Raw genomic sequence first — 14721 nt, 5'->3', positions numbered from 1 at the left:
ATGTCCGAACCGCCTCGCATTGCGCATCCTCAAAGTTCACCGACCGAAGTTCAGCGCCCGGGCTTCCAATCGCCTCGCGCCTATGCTCTGTGAAACGACCGGATTCTGGGAGGAGATTGCGGATGTATCAGCGCGACTATCGCAACATTGCGGGAGGGGCACTGCTTCTCCTGACGGGTATCCTGATCGCCTGGTATGCGAGCGCGACGCTCGACTTCGGCACCGTGCGACGTATGGGTCCGGGCATGTTCCCGATGTCGATCGGCGTGATCCTCGCCGTCTTCGGCATAGCGCTGATGATCCCCGCCTTCTTCCGCGCCGGCGACTTCGAGGCAATCGAATGGCGGGCGGCGATCGCCGTTCTTGCCGGCGTCGGTGCCTTCGCACTGGCCATCCGCCCCCTCGGTCTTGTCCCGGCCATCATCTTGCTCCTCGTCGTCTCCTCGCTGGCCGAGCGCCGGTTCCGCCCCGTCTCGCTGCTCGTCATGTGCGTGACGCTGCCGCTCGCGGCCTATCTCATCTTCCGCGTCGGGCTCGGCCTGCCGCTTGCCATGGCCCGGTGGCCCTTCTGATGGAAATCTTCGGCAATCTGGCGGGCAACGTCGCACTCGGCTTCGACACCGCGCTTTCGGCGTCCAATCTCTTCTACTGCTTCATCGGCGTCCTTCTGGGCACCGTCATCGGCGTCATCCCCGGCATCGGCGCGCTCGCGGCGATCTCGATGCTGTTCCCGATCACCTTCCATCTCGACCCGACCTCGGCGCTGATCATGCTCGCCGGCATCTGGTACGGCTCGACCTATGGCGGATCGACCGCAGCGATCCTCCTCAACATTCCCGGCACGCCCTCCACCGCCGTCACCTCGCTGGACGGCTACCCGATGAGCCGGCAGGGACGCGGCGGCGTCGCGCTCCTGATGACCACGATCGCCTCCTTCATCGGCGGCTCGATCGGCATCCTCCTGATGATGCTCTTCGCGCCGGTGATCGCGACCTACGCGCTCTCCTTCGGCTCGGCGGAATATTTCGCGCTGATGCTGCTCGGTCTCGTCGCGGCGTCCACTATCGCCGACGGTTCGGCGATCAAGGGACTGGCGATGGTCGTCCTCGGCATCGCGTTCGGCACGGTCGGCATGGACCTGTACACCGGCTCGCAGCGCTTCACCTTCGGCATGCTGCAGCTTTCGGACGGCATCAGCCTCGTCGCGCTCGCGATGGGCCTTTTCGGCATCGCCGAGATCATCGCCTCCATTCGTCATGTCCACGCCGGCCATGTGGACCGCAAGAGCGTGTCGCTGCGGTCCATGAAGCCGACGAGGGACGATATGCGCCGCTCGGTCATGCCGATGGCGCGCGGCGCGAGCATCGGCTCGTTCTTCGGCACCCTGCCCGGCACCGGGCCCTCCGTCGCCGCCTTCATGGCCTACGCAATGGAAAAGCGCGTGGCGCGCGACAAGTCGCGCTTCGGCAAGGGCGCCATCGAAGGCATCATGGCACCGGAATCGGCTAACAACGCTGCCGATCAGACATCCTTCATCCCCACGATGACGCTCGGCATCCCCGGCAGCCCGACGATGGCGCTGATGCTCGGCGCGCTGATCATCCACGGCATCACGCCCGGCCCGCAGCTCATGACGACTCAGCCGAGCCTGTTCTGGGGCCTCGTGATGAGCTTCTGGATCGGCAACGTCCTGCTCGTCCTGCTCAACGTACCGCTGATCGGCCTGTGGGTCCGCCTCCTGCTGATCCCCTATCACCTGCTCTATCCGGCGGTGCTGATGTTCATCTGCATCGGCGTCTTCACGGTCAACAACAACGCCTTCGATGTCTGGCTCGTCGCCTTCTTCGGCGCGCTCGGCTACCTGATGCGCCTCCTCGGCTTCCAGCCCGCACCGCTGCTTCTCGGCTTCGTGCTCGGGCCGCTGATGGAGGAGCATTTCCGGCGCGCCATGCTGATCTCGCGCGGCGACCTGATGACCTTCATCGATCGCCCGATTTCCGGCACGGTGATGGCGATGACCGGTCTTCTCCTCGTGTGGAGCGCGGTCGGCGCCTATCGTGGCTGGCAGGCACGCCGCGGGGAGCGAGCGGCGCAGCGCATGGCTGCTTCTGCCCGCGAATAGCCGCCATTGGCTGCCAGCGTTTTTCCGCCGCGCATGCCGCGCCATACGGGTGATCCGGGCCGGGAGGGCCCGGACGAGGGAGGAAAGCCATGTCCAGCATCAATCTGCGCGCCGCAGCGGCGGCGATCATCCTGACTGCGTCCTGTGCGGGCGCGAGCGCCCAGGAGGCCGAGGGTCCAATGCGCGACCAGTTCTTCTGGCTCGGCGAGATCAACAAGGCGAGCGCCGTCATCAACTCGCAGGAAGGTCTGCTCGACCCGGCGCTGACCCCGCGCATCGCGCAAGGCATCCGCACGGTGCTGGAGAACGGCGCGGCCGAGGGCGCGAAGCGCCCCTCCACCGTCATCAGCTTCGAACCGCTGATGATCGAGGCGGCGGGCGTCGAGGTGACGCTGCTGCATGCCGGCCGCTCCAGCCAGGACATGCACGCGACCTATCGGGCCGCGATCCTGCGTGACAGGCTTCTGGAGCTGGCGGAAGAACTCAACACCACGACGCGCACGCTGGTGGAGCTTGCCGACCAGCACCAGGGCACGATCGTCCCGAACTACACCAACGGCGTCGCGGCACAGCCCAACAGCTACGGCCATTACCTTCTCGGCCATGTCGCAGGGCTCGAGCGCGACGCGCAGCGCATCCGCGAGGCCTATGCCCGCATCGACCGCTCGGCGATGGGAACCACTGTCCTCAACGGCACGAGCTGGCCTCTGAACCGCGAGCGCATGGCCGACTATCTCGGCTTCGCCTCCACCGTCGACAATGCCTATGACGCCTCGCAGATTTCCTCCACGGAGCATCCCGTCGAGGTCGGCGCGCTGGTTACGAGCATCGCTCTGCACGCCGGCCATTTCGTCGAGGACGTGATGGTGCAGTACGCCCAGCCGCGCCCGTGGATCCTTCTGCAGGAGGGCGGCGGCAACACCTACGTTTCGAGCGCCATGCCGCAGAAGCGCAACCCGGGCATCCTGAACGATGCGCGCGGCGCCGCCTCGACGGCGATCGCCACCGCCTTCGGCCCGGTCCTGCGGGCGCATAACATCACCCCCGGCCAGAACGACGCCAAGGACGTCTCGGCCAACAACGAGGTGATCGACAACGCCGTCGAGGTCCTTCAGGCGTGGAACGAGATCGCGGGCGCGCTCGCGATCGATCCCGAGCGCGCGCTGGAGGAACTCGACAGCGACTGGACAGCCTCGCAGGAGGTCGCCGACATCCTGATGCGCGAGCACGGCCTGCCCTTCCGCGCCGGCCATCATTTCGCGTCGGAAATCGTGGACTTCGCCAAGGCCGAGAACATCCGCCCGAGCGAGTTCCCTTACGCCGAGGCCCAGCGCATCTACGCCGAGTCCCTCGGCGACATGGACCTGCCCTCGGACGAGCTGCCGATGAGCGAGGAAGAGTTCCGCAACGCGCTCGATCCGCAGGTGATCATCGCCAACCGCGCTTCGGCCGGCGGCCCGCAGCCGGCCGAGATGACGCGGATGCTGGAGGCCGCGCGCGGAGCGCTCGACCGGCAGGATGCCTGGGTGCGCGAGCGGCGCGAGCATATCGACGCCTCGCTGGCGCGGCTCGGCGCCGACTTCGAGGACCTGATGGCCGAGGCGGACTGAAACGAAGAAAGGCGTGGCCTGCCTCAGGGCGCGCGTTTGCTTTCAACAGTTCAGCGCGAGACGCGCGTGCGCGGGTCGCTGAGGCTGGTATCCACCGTCACGTTCGTCATGACGGTCGAGCCGCAGCGACCCGGGCCGGAGCAGAAGACGATCGTGACGTTTTTGCGTCATGGACCGACGACGACGCCGTGGCATCAGGCAAAGCGCCCAAGAAAAATGCCGCCCCGTGCCTGTCGGGGCGGCATTCTCGATGTCCGTGCGAAGCGCCCGGGAGCGATCAGCCGGCCTGGAGCGGCGAGATGGAAATCTCGACCCGGCGGTTCTGCGCGCGGCCCTGCTCCGTGGCGTTCGACGCGATCGGCTGCGACAGGCCCTGACCCTGCACGTTCAGGCGACGGCCGTTGACGCCCTGGTTCTGCAGGAAGCCCGCGACGCTGGAGGCGCGCCGCTGCGACAGGCCGAAATTGTACTGTGCCGAGCCGACATTGTCGGTGTGGCCGACGACGTCGACGATCGACTGGTCGTAGCGGTTGAGGACGATCGCGACCGAGGTCAACGTCGGGTAGAACTCCGAGCGGACCTGGTCCTGATCGGTTGCGAAGGTGATGTTGGACGGCATGTTCAGGATGATGCGATCGCCGACGCGGGTCACCGAGACGCCCGTGCCCTGCAGCTGGCGGCGCAGGTCGGCCTCCTGACGGTCCATGTAGACGCCGATGCCGCCACCTGCGATCGTGCCGATGCCGGCGCCGATCAGCGCGGAATCGCTGCGGTCGAGACCCGCGAGCTCACCGACGAGAAGGCCGCCCAGCGCGCCCGCGCCCGCACCGATACCCGCGCCGGCCGCGGTGCGCGAAATCTGCTGCTCGCCGGTATAGGGATTGGTGGTGCAGCCCGCGAGGATGGCGAGCGACGCTGTGGCGACGATGATCTTCTTCATGAAACGGTCCTTGGACTGGTCGGGCTGAAGGCGAGGGACGGGGCGACTTTCCTCGCACATGGTTCAGATTCGATTAAAAAGCGAATGAATACGCGTGTCCGGCCTCATAGTAAGGTGAAACGGCCGAAATCGAGGCGAGCCGTCGATGCGGCCGCCGCTGTTGCCCTCCCGCACCACACTCGGCGTCGCGCGAGACGAAAAAAGGGGCGCTCGAAGCGCCCCTTCCACCATCGACTGTGAATGCCCGTCGCCTTCAGGCCGCGCGCTTCTCGCGCAAAAGGCCCCGATTGACGAGAAGCTCGGCGATCTGGACCGCGTTGAGGGCCGCGCCCTTTCGCAGATTGTCGGCCACGACCCAGAGGTTGAGGCCGTTCTCCAGCGTCTGGTCCTCGCGGATGCGCGAGATGTAGGTCGCGTCCTCGCCAGCCGTCTCGATCGGCGTGATGTAGCCGCCGTCCTCGGGCTTGTCGACGACGAGGCAGCCCGGAGCCTCGCGCAGGATGGCGCGTGCCTCGTCGGCCGTGATCGGCTCCTCGAACTCGATGTTGACGGCCTCGGAATGGCCGATGAAGACCGGCACGCGCACGGCGGTGCATGTCACCTTGATCTTCGGGTCCAGCATCTTCTTCGTCTCGGCCATCACCTTCCACTCTTCCTTGGTGGAGCCGTCCTCCATGAAAACGTCGATGTGGGGGATGACGTTGAAGGCGATGCGCTTGGTGAACTTCTTGTTCGTCGTCGGATCGGCGACGAAAACCGCGCGGCTCTGCTCGAACAGCTCGTCCATGCCGTCCTTGCCGGCGCCCGAGACGGACTGGTAGGTCGAGACCACGACGCGGCGGATCTTCGCCTTCTCGTGCAGCGGCTTCAGCGCCACGACGAGCTGCGCGGTGGAGCAGTTCGGATTGGCGATGATGTTGCGGCGCGTGAAACCTGCGACGGCGTCGGCATTCACCTCCGGCACGATCAGCGGGACGTCCTGATCGTACCGGAAGGCCGAGGAGTTATCGATGACGACGACACCTTGCGCAGCGATCTTGGGAGCCCATTCCTTGGCCACCGAGCCGCCGGCCGACATCAGGCAGATGTCGGTGCCCGCCCAGTCGTAGCTTTCGAGCGCCTTCACCTTCAGGGTCCTGTCGCCGAAGGAAACCTCAGTGCCCTGGCTGCGCCGGGATGCCAGCGCCACGACTTCGTCGGCCGGGAAGCCGCGCTCGTCGAGGATGGCAAGCATCTCCCGGCCGACATTGCCCGTCGCGCCGACGATAGCGATCTTGTAGCCCATTTTCGGAACTCACCCTCTCAGCTCCCCACGAGACGACGATCCAGCACTTCGACCCCGTCCCGGGGGAGTGCGGGACGAGGCGTCAGATAATCGTGGTTTTGATCGCGGAGCGCGGGAACATAGGCTCCCTATGCGCGTACCCGTGCGTTCTGTCAATCGGATGCATGCCGGACGATATTCTTTATCGCCCTTCCCTACGCTCAGTCGGCGTGTGGCGCCGGACCGTTACGCGGTGCCGGGCGTTGCGCGGGCGAACTGCCCCGGCCGAGGAACTTCTTTGCGACCCAGCCGACGATGACGGCCTTCAGAATGGAGCGGATCATCGCACTTATCTCCTTGCGTTGACGCATAGAAATGCATCGGGGCAACGAAGGTTGCGCTGCTGCGACGCAGCCGCTGTGCGCAATTGCGTCGGAAAAACGGCGCCTTCCTCAATACCGCCTTGCCAAATCAGGAAATCCAAGGCTCCATGCGCGACGCATTGCAAGGGGAGGCAAAGCATATGCAACCGGATTATTCGTCCGAAGAAACCTACTGGAAAGCCAACTTGCGGCTGATGGCGATCTGCCTCGTCATCTGGGCGCTCGTTTCGTTCGGCTTCGGGATCATCCTGCGTCCGCTTCTGTCCTCCATCCGCATCGGCGGAACGGACATCGGCTTCTGGTTCGCCCAGCAGGGCTCCATCGTCGTCTTCATCATCCTGATCTTCTTCTACGCCATCCGCATGAACAAGCTGGACCGCCAATACGGCGTCAACGAAGAATAAGAGAGCCTCGGGGGGAGGGACGACATGAGCCAGTACTATCTCAATCTTCTGATCGTGGGCGCGACCTTCGCGCTCTATATCGGCATCGCCTTCTGGGCGCGCGCGGGTTCGACCGCTGAGTTCTATACTGCCAACCGCGGCGTCCATCCCGTGACCAACGGCATGGCGACGGCCGCCGACTGGATGTCGGCCGCCTCCTTCATTTCGATGGCGGGCCTGATCGCCTTCGTCGGCTACGACAATTCCGGCTACCTGATGGGCTGGACCGGCGGCTATGTGCTGCTCGCGCTGCTTCTCGCACCCTACCTTCGCAAGTTCGGCAAGTTCACCGTGCCCGAGTTCGTCGGCGACCGCTTCTACAGCCAGTCGGCGCGCATGGTCGCGGTTCTGTGCCTCATCATCGCCTCCGTCACCTACGTCATCGGCCAGATGACGGGCGTCGGCGTCGCCTTCTCCCGCTTCCTGGAAGTGTCGTCGACGACGGGGCTCCTGATCGGCGCGGCCGTGGTGTTCTTCTACGCCGTTCTCGGCGGCATGAAGGGCGTCACCTACACGCAGGTCGCCCAGTACATCGTCCTCATCATCGCCTACACCATCCCGGCAATCTTCATCTCGCTGCAACTCACCGGCAACCCCATCCCGCCGCTCGGCCTCTTCTCCGAACACACGAGTTCCGGTGCGCCGCTCCTGCAGACGCTGGACGCGATCGTCACGGACCTCGGCTTCAACCAGTACACGACGCAGCACGATTCCACGCTCAACCTCACCCTCTTCACCCTGACGCTGATGATCGGCACGGCGGGCCTGCCGCACGTCATCATCCGTTTCTTCACGGTACCGAAGGTGTCGGACGCGCGCTGGTCGGCGGGCTGGGCGCTGGTCTTCATCGCCGCGCTCTACCTCACGGCTCCGGCCGTGGGCGCCATGGCGCGTCTTAACATCCTCGACACGCTTTACCCAAACGGCGTCAACGAGCAGGCGCTCGCCTATGACGAGCGGCCCGAATGGATGCGCAACTGGGAGACGACGGGCCTTCTGACCTTCAATGACCAGAATGGCGACGGGCGGATCCAGTTCTATAACGACACCAGCCCGGAATTTGCCGAGCGGGCCGCCGAGCTTGGCTGGCAGGGCTCGGAACTGACGGTGAACAACGACATCATCGTCCTCGCCAATCCGGAGATCGCCAACCTGCCCGGCTGGGTGATCGCGCTTGTGGCCGCCGGCGGCCTCGCCGCCGCGCTGTCGACGGCGGCGGGTTTGCTCCTCGCCATATCGAGCGCCATCAGCCACGACCTCATCAAGGGCGCGCTCAACCCGAACATCTCGGAGAAGGGCGAACTCCTGTCTGCGCGTATCGCGATGGCCGCGGCGATCGCTCTTGCCACATGGCTCGGCATCAACCCGCCGGGATTTGCCGCGCAGACGGTGGCCTTCGCCTTCGGCATCGCGGCCGCGTCCATCTTCCCGGTCCTGATGATGGGCATCTTCTCGACGCGCGTGAACAATGTCGGCGCTGTCGCCGGCATGGTCGCCGGCCTCGTCTTCACCACCGTCTATATCTTCCTCTACAAGGGCTGGTTCTTCATTCCGGGCACCAATTCGTTCCCCGACACGGCGGAATACTGGTTCCTCGGAATCTCGCCCCTGTCGATCGGCGCGGTGGGTGCGGCGCTGAACTTCGCGGTCGCCTTCGCCCTGTCGGCGGTGACCAAGAGCCCGCCGGCCTCCATCCAGGCGCTGGTGCGCTCGATCCGCATCCCGCGCGGCGCGGGTGCAGCCACGAACCACTGACCAACGTGACGGAGGGCGGCCCGCTCCGGCGGGCCGCCTTTGCCATACAAGCACCAAGGAAAGACCCGTCATGGCGTTCGAACTCATCGGCGCGATCGCGCTCGGCTTCGTCGCCGCCGGCATCGCGCTCTTTCTCGTCCGCCTGTCGGGCGGTCGCATCGGCCGCGCCATCGTTCCGATCTCCGCGGGCGTTGCCATGCTCGGCTTCGGCATCTGGAGCGACTACAGTTGGGCCGGCCGCACGCAGGGCGAGCTGCCGCCGAACTTCGTCGTCCTCTCATCCTTCTCGCAAAGCTCGCCTTGGCGTCCCTGGACCTATGTCCTGCCCGTCACCGAGCGGTTCTCCGCGCTCGACCGCGACGCGGTGGCCCGCAACCCGGATCATCCCGATCTCGCGCTGGCCGAAGTGTTCCTCGTGACGAGGCGCATGCCCGTCGCGCGGGTGCGGCAAATCGTCGACTGTCGAGGCGACCGGCGCGCGCAGGTCACGGAGACGGGCGATCTGACGCGCCTAGTCGATGGCTCGATCGGCGCAGGTGATCTCGCCTGGATCGCCCTGCCCGAGGGCGACTCGCTGCTCACCGCGGCCTGCGAGACACCCGTCGCCGGCTCGCTGCCCCACATCTCACGCGGCTGACGCGCCGAGATCTGTGCCTTTCCCCTGCGCATGGTTCACCTTTGCGCAGCGCGCGCCATATGCCGCTCACGAAAGCGTGCAGAACCGGGGGAGGCTGCCGCGCAGAACGTGAAACGACCAGGGGACGAGAGATTTGGCGAGTGAAGTCAAGACGGGGCCGCTCGGGCCGTTCCCGCATGTGAGCCGTATGGTGTTCTCGGTGTCGGCGGCCCTGATTCTCGGCTTCGTCGCCTTCGGCATCGCCGCCCCGGAACTGGCTGGCACCGTCTTCACCTCAGCGCAGACGCAGATCGCAGACCGGTTCGGCTGGTTCCTGACCGCCACCACCAATCTCGCCCTCATCTTCGTCATCTACATCGCCTGCTCGGTCTATGGTGACATCCGCCTCGGCGCGCAGACGGAGCAGCCCGAACACGGCTTCTTCTCCTGGGTCTCGATGCTGTTCTCGGCCGGCATCGGCATCGGCCTTCTCTACTGGGGCGTCGCCGAGCCCCTCCAGCACTTCCTAGCTCCGCCGCTCGGAGACCCCGAGACGGCAGAGGCAGCGCAGCAGGCAATGGTGTTGTCCTTCCTCCACTGGGGCGTCCATGGCTGGGCGGTCTATGCCGTCGTCGGTCTGTCGCTCGCCTATTTCCATTATCGCCACGGCCTGCCGCTCTCGGTGCGCTCGGCGCTCTATCCGCTGATCGGCGAGCGCATCTACGGGCCGATCGGGCATGCGGTCGATATCCTCGCCGTCTTCGGCACGATGTTCGGCGTCGTCACCTCGCTCGGCCTCGGGGTCATGCAGATCAACGACGGCTTGACGACGCTGATCGGCGTGCCGGACAGCCTGGCGCTGCAGCTCGGCCTTATCACCATCATCACCGCGCTCGCCACGATCTCGGTCATGCTCGGCCTCAACGGCGGCATCAAGCGCCTGTCGAACTTCAACATCGCGCTGAGCCTCGTCTTCCTGGCCTTCGTCGTGATCGCCGGGCCGACGCTCTTCATCCTCGGCTCTTTCGTTGAGAATCTCGGCCTCTATGCCGAGAGCATTGTGCGCTTCTCCTTCTGGAACGAATCCTATTCGGGCACGAACTGGCAGGTGGACTGGACGCTCTTCTACTGGGCCTGGTGGATTTCGTGGTCGCCCTTTGTCGGTATCTTCATCGCGCGCATCTCGCGCGGTCGGACCGTGCGCGAGTTCACGCTCGGCGTTCTCCTCATCCCCTGCGGCATCCTGTTCTTCTGGTTCACCGCCTTCGGCGGGACCGCGCTGAACCTGGAGCTCGCGGGCGGCGATCCGGGCCTCGTGGAAGCGACGCGGGCGAGCTACGGAAGCGCCATCTTCGCGCTGATGGAGTTCTTCCCCTTCACCGCGCTTTTGAACACACTCGTCGTCTTCATGATCGTGATCTGGTTCGTGACGTCCTCTGACAGCGCGAGCTTCGTTATCGACATGCTCACGGCCGGCGGCCATGACGACCCGCCGCGCATCCAGCGCCTATTCTGGGCGCTCACGGAGGGCGCCATCGCCGCCATCCTGCTCGTCGCCGGCGGCCTTTCGGCCCTTCAGGCGGCGGCCGTCGTTGCCGGCTTTCCCTTCGCCTTCGTCATCCTCGTGATGATGTGGGGCCTCCTGCGCGGCTTCGGGCGTGACCGGCTCGTCCTCTACCGGACCGCGCAGTGGTACCTGACCGAGCAGGAGGCCGAGGCCAACCAGCCGAACGCCTACAAGGACGAGAACCGGCTGAAGGGGCCGCCGGAGCCGTCCGAGCAGAGCGCCTGAGGCGCGCGGATCGATCGAACGAAAAAGGGGCGCCAACGGCGCCCCTTTCTGCGTGCGTGAATTGAAATCCTCAAGCGGCGAGCCGGCGCCCGAAGGCTTCGGCAACGGCATCGCCCATCTCCGCCGTGCCGACCTGTCGGCAGCCCGGCGCCATGATGTCGCCGGTGCGCACGCCCGCCTCCAGCACTTCCGCGATCGCGCCCTCCAACGCGTCGGCCTCGTCGGTCATCGCGAAGGAATAGCGCAGCATCATCGCGAAGGAGGCGATCATCGCCAGCGGGTTGGCAATGCCCTGCCCGGCGATGTCGGGCGCCGAGCCGTGGACCGGCTCGTACATGGCGCGGCGGCGGCCGGTGCGCTCGTCCGGCGCGCCGAGCGAGGCCGAAGGCAACATGCCGAGCGAACCCGTGAGCTGTGCGGCGACGTCCGACAGCATGTCGCCGAAGAGATTGTCGGTGACGATGACGTCGAACTGCTTGGGGTTCTGCACGAGCTTCATGCCGCCGGCATCGGCCAGCATGTGTTCGAGCGTGACGTCGGAATATTCCGCCTTGTGGACGGCCGTCACCACCTCGTTCCACAGGACGCCCGTCTTCATGACGTTGCGCTTTTCCATGGAGGTGACCTTGCCGCGCCGCGTCCGCGCCGCCTCGAAGGCCGCGCGCGCGATGCGTTCGATCTCGTGCGTGTCGTAGAGCTGCGTGTCGATGCCGCGCTTCTGGCCGTTGCCGAGATCGACGATCTCCTTCGGCTCGCCGAAATAAACTCCGCCGGTCAACTCGCGCATGATGAGAATGTCGAGCCCTTCGACGATCTCGCGCTTGAGGGAGGAGGCGTCGGCGAGCGCCGGATAGCAGATCGCCGGGCGCAGATTGGCGAAGAGCTCGAGATCCTTGCGCAACCGCAGGAGGCCAGCCTCCGGGCGCGTCTCGTAAGGAACGCCGTCCCATTTCGGCCCGCCGACCGCGCCGAAGAGAACCGCGTCGGCGCCAAGCGCCGCCTGCATCGTCGCCTCGGAGACCGGCACGTCCCCCTCGTCGATCGCCGCGCCGCCGACGGCGCCCGTCTGCGTCTCGAAGCCGGCGCCCGAAGCGTTCATCAGCGCGATGAGCTTCTCGACCTCGGCCATCGTCTCGGGCCCGATGCCGTCCCCGGGCAGTAGCAGAAGTTTGCGGCTCGCCATCATTGTCCCTCCATATGCATGCGCCGCCGTCTAATCACGAGGATGGCGCAGCGGCAACATGACGTGGGATCGACGACGGAAATGCTGCGCAGCAATTTTGCTGCTGCGCTGCGATATGAGCGTATCAGGCCCAGGGACGCTCGGCAGCCAGCCGTGCCTCGTGGGTGCCGATCGCATTGTCCTGCTGCAGCGTCAGGCCGATATCGTCGAGGCCGTTCAGGAGGCGGTGCTTTCGCGCGGCCTCGATATCGAAGGCGATCGTTTCGCCGTCCGGCCGCGTGATGGTCTGGCTCTCGAGATCGACGGCGATGCGCGCATTCGCGCCCTTCCTGGCGTCGTCCATCAGCGCGTCGAGCTGCTCCTGCGTGACGCGCACGGGCAGGATGCCGTTCTGGAAACAGTTGTTGTAGAAGATGTCGGCGAAGGACGTGGAGATCACGCAGCGGATGCCGAAGTCGAGGAGCGCCCAGGGGGCATGCTCGCGCGAGGAGCCGCAACCGAAATTGTCGCCTGCGATCAGGATCTCCGCGCCCCTGTAGGCCGGCTTGTTGAGGACGAAGTCCTCGTTGTCCGAGCCGTCCTCGTTGTAGCGCAGTTCCGCGAAGAGGCCGACGCCGAGCCCGCTGCGGCGGATGGTCTTGAGGTAGTTCTTCGGGATGATCATGTCGGTGTCGACGTTGACGATCGGCAGCGGCGCGGCAACGCCCGTCACGCGGTCGAACTTCTGCATGGCATCCTCCATCGAAAACTCGCGTTTCTCATACACCCGCCTTTGTCGCGCGGTCAAAACCGGCACGGCCCCTTGCACGGAGTTGTCGCCTTCTGCATTGAGGCTCCATGACAGACGCTCCGGCCGCTCCGCTTCTCCTGCGCTCCGTCCTCTTCGTGCCGGCCGCCAACCGCCGCGCTCTCGAGAAGAGCGCCGGGCTCGACGCCGACGTGCTGATCTTCGACCTCGAGGACTCGGCGGCCGACAGCGAGAAGCTCGCGGCCCGTGAGAGGCTTGCCGTTCATCTGGCGGGTGCCGGACGATCGGCGCGCGCTCTGAGCATTCTGCGCATCAACCGGCTGGAGGAAGGCGGTCGAGACGACCTCGCAGCCCTTGCCGACGCGCCGCTCGACGCCGTGCTCCTGCCGAAGGTCGAGAGCGCCGAAGAATTACAGGCGCTCGATGCGGCGCTCGCGAGCCGGCCGGCAACGACCGCGATCTGGGCGATGATCGAGACGCCTCGCGGCATCCGGCGCGCGAGCGAGATCGCGGAGGCCAGCCTGTCGCGTCCGCTCGGTGCGCTCGTCGTGGGCCCCAACGACATCGTGCTCGCCGCCGATCTGCAGCTCTCCGACGGGCGCCCGCAGCTCGTCCCCTGGCTGATGGAGATCGTCCTCGCCGCGAAAGCCGCGAACGTGGCCGTCATCGACGGCGTCTACAACGACTTTCGTGACGAGGCGGGGTTGCTCGCCGAATGCCGGCAGGCCCGCGCCCTCGGCTTCGACGGCAAGACGCTGATCCATCCGGCGCAGATCGCGGCCGCCAATGCCGCCTTCGCACCCTCGCCCGGCGACATCGCCCACGCACAGGCCGTCGTTGAAGCCTTTGAGGAGCCGGCCAATCACGGTAAGGGCGTCGTCGCCGTGGAGGGGCGCATGGTCGAACGCCTTCACCTGCGGCAGGCCGAGGCGCTTCTTGCCCGCCACCGCGCCATTCAGGAAAGGAACCACGCGTGAAGCTCTACCGCCTCCTCACCGGGATCGACGATTCCGCATTCTGCCACAAGGTTTCGCTCGCCCTCTCCAAGGGCTGGGAACTCGCCGGCAGCCCCGCCTATGCCTTCGACGCCAAGGAAGGCGTGATGAAATGCGCGCAGCCGGTGACGAAAATCGTCGATGGCAAGGATTACGATCCTTCGATGAAGCTCGGCGAGCAGTAAGCGGGCCTTGCGCCTTCTGACGCGCTTCGCGCTCGCGGGCCTTGTCTTCGCCCTCGCGGTGTCGGGCGCGCTTCTGGCGGGCGTCCTCCTTCCAAGGCCGGTGTCGGGGGTTTCCGCATCCGGCGGCGCGCACGAGATCGTGCTCGTCGCCAACCCGATCCACACCGACATCGCCCTGCCTGCCAGTCCGCAAGTGCTGGCCCGCCTCGGGTTTCTGGGCGAGGCCGGACTGCCGCTCGACCATTCAGGTGTCGGCACGATCCTGATCGGCTGGGGCGGGCGCGAGTTCTACACGCAGACGCCCACCTGGGCCGACCTCGGCGCAAGGGCCGTCTTCGCCTCGCTCACTCGCGACGCCTCGGTCCTGCATTTCGGCCTCGCGCCGCCCATCGAGCCCGGTTTTCCGAAAACGCGCCGCCTCGTCCTTTCCGACGCGCAGTTCGAGGCGCTGCTGCATTTCGTGGAGGAGAGCCTGACACGTGGCGCGGACGGGCGGCCGATCGTGGCGAGCCCCGGCTACGGCCCCTTCGATATTTTCTTCGAGGCGAAGGGCATCTTCAATATCGTCGTCGGCTGCAACGTCTGGACGTCCGCGGCTCTTGCGGCCTCCGGCCTTCGCACCGGCTGGTGGACGCCATTGCCGCAGACGCTCTTCCGCTCGCTCGACTGGCACCGCGAATAGGCG

15 protein-coding genes are annotated in these 14721 nt (G+C 66.0%); 10 read left to right on the top strand and 5 right to left on the bottom strand.

What is annotated here, in order from left to right:
- Positions 1-122 precede the first annotated feature (122 nt).
- From H1343_RS01950 to H1343_RS01940, 3 genes are all read left to right on the top strand, one after another.
- Positions 123-572 carry a tripartite tricarboxylate transporter TctB family protein gene (locus H1343_RS01950; protein WP_185984306.1) on the top strand — a complete coding sequence of 150 codons (450 nt, stop codon included), beginning with the start codon at positions 123-125 and terminating at the stop codon, positions 570-572.
- Complete coding sequence (locus tag H1343_RS01945; protein ID WP_185984305.1) at positions 572-2122, top strand: tripartite tricarboxylate transporter permease; 1551 nt, start codon at positions 572-574, stop codon at positions 2120-2122. The genes H1343_RS01950 and H1343_RS01945 overlap by 1 nt, the downstream gene beginning before the upstream one ends.
- Before the next feature lie 89 nt (positions 2123-2211).
- The gene (locus H1343_RS01940; RefSeq protein WP_185984304.1) at positions 2212-3732 is read left to right on the top strand and encodes an argininosuccinate lyase; all 1521 of its coding nucleotides are present in this window, start codon (positions 2212-2214) and stop codon (positions 3730-3732) included.
- A 277-nt stretch (positions 3733-4009) separates the two neighbouring features.
- Here H1343_RS01940 and H1343_RS01935 read toward each other — a convergent pair whose 3' ends face one another.
- The 3 genes from H1343_RS01935 to H1343_RS17060 form a co-directional block, all read right to left on the bottom strand.
- Positions 4010-4672 carry a YiaD family glycine zipper/OmpA-like lipoprotein gene (locus tag H1343_RS01935; protein WP_185984303.1) on the bottom strand — a complete coding sequence of 221 codons (663 nt, stop codon included), beginning with the start codon at positions 4670-4672 and terminating at the stop codon, positions 4010-4012.
- A gap of 253 nt (positions 4673-4925) precedes the next feature.
- Positions 4926-5957, bottom strand: coding sequence for an aspartate-semialdehyde dehydrogenase (locus H1343_RS01930; protein ID WP_185984302.1), 1032 nt, complete (start codon positions 5955-5957; stop codon positions 4926-4928).
- A gap of 200 nt (positions 5958-6157) precedes the next feature.
- Positions 6158-6280 carry a hypothetical protein gene (locus H1343_RS17060; protein WP_281374684.1) on the bottom strand — a complete coding sequence of 41 codons (123 nt, stop codon included), beginning with the start codon at positions 6278-6280 and terminating at the stop codon, positions 6158-6160.
- A gap of 179 nt (positions 6281-6459) precedes the next feature.
- Between H1343_RS17060 and H1343_RS01925 the strand changes: the two genes are divergently transcribed.
- From H1343_RS01925 to H1343_RS01910, 4 genes are all read left to right on the top strand, one after another.
- Positions 6460-6723, top strand: coding sequence for a DUF4212 domain-containing protein (locus H1343_RS01925; protein WP_185984301.1), 264 nt, complete (start codon positions 6460-6462; stop codon positions 6721-6723).
- Positions 6724-6747: 24 nt separating this feature from the next.
- Positions 6748-8517 (top strand): sodium:solute symporter family protein, encoded by a 1770-nt coding sequence (locus H1343_RS01920; protein WP_185984300.1) that lies wholly within the window; start codon positions 6748-6750, stop codon positions 8515-8517.
- A 70-nt stretch (positions 8518-8587) separates the two neighbouring features.
- Positions 8588-9154 carry a hypothetical protein gene (locus H1343_RS01915; protein WP_185984299.1) on the top strand — a complete coding sequence of 189 codons (567 nt, stop codon included), beginning with the start codon at positions 8588-8590 and terminating at the stop codon, positions 9152-9154.
- A 133-nt stretch (positions 9155-9287) separates the two neighbouring features.
- Positions 9288-10925: a BCCT family transporter gene (locus tag H1343_RS01910; RefSeq protein WP_246333201.1), complete on the top strand. Its 1638-nt coding sequence runs from the start codon at positions 9288-9290 to the stop codon at positions 10923-10925.
- 70 nt (positions 10926-10995) lie between these two features.
- Here the strand turns inward: H1343_RS01910 and leuB are convergent, their stop codons facing one another.
- Both leuB and leuD read right to left on the bottom strand, forming a co-directional pair.
- Positions 10996-12108: a 3-isopropylmalate dehydrogenase gene (gene leuB, locus H1343_RS01905; RefSeq protein WP_185984298.1), complete on the bottom strand. Its 1113-nt coding sequence runs from the start codon at positions 12106-12108 to the stop codon at positions 10996-10998.
- 124 nt (positions 12109-12232) lie between these two features.
- Complete coding sequence (gene leuD, locus H1343_RS01900; RefSeq protein ID WP_185984297.1) at positions 12233-12838, bottom strand: 3-isopropylmalate dehydratase small subunit; 606 nt, start codon at positions 12836-12838, stop codon at positions 12233-12235.
- 107 nt (positions 12839-12945) lie between these two features.
- Here leuD and H1343_RS01895 point away from each other — a divergent pair, with 107 nt between their 5' ends.
- From H1343_RS01895 to H1343_RS01885, 3 genes are read left to right on the top strand one after another with little or no spacing between them, the layout of a single operon-like run.
- Complete coding sequence (locus H1343_RS01895) at positions 12946-13833, top strand: HpcH/HpaI aldolase/citrate lyase family protein (protein ID WP_185984296.1); 888 nt, start codon at positions 12946-12948, stop codon at positions 13831-13833.
- Positions 13830-14036: a DUF1737 domain-containing protein gene (locus H1343_RS01890; RefSeq protein WP_185984295.1), complete on the top strand. Its 207-nt coding sequence runs from the start codon at positions 13830-13832 to the stop codon at positions 14034-14036. Before H1343_RS01895 ends, H1343_RS01890 begins: the two co-directional genes overlap by 4 nt.
- A 7-nt stretch (positions 14037-14043) precedes the next feature.
- On the top strand, positions 14044-14718 hold the full coding sequence (locus tag H1343_RS01885) for a TIGR02117 family protein (protein WP_185984294.1): 675 nt from the start codon (positions 14044-14046) through the stop codon (positions 14716-14718).
- Positions 14719-14721: the final 3 nt, after the last annotated feature.

The sequence above is a fragment of the Aureimonas mangrovi genome, from assembly GCF_014058705.1.
Classification (GTDB): Bacteria; Pseudomonadota; Alphaproteobacteria; order Rhizobiales; family Rhizobiaceae; genus Aureimonas; species Aureimonas mangrovi.
The sequence above is the reverse complement of the archived record's forward strand: the minus strand, read 5'-3'. Positions and strand labels throughout refer to the sequence as shown.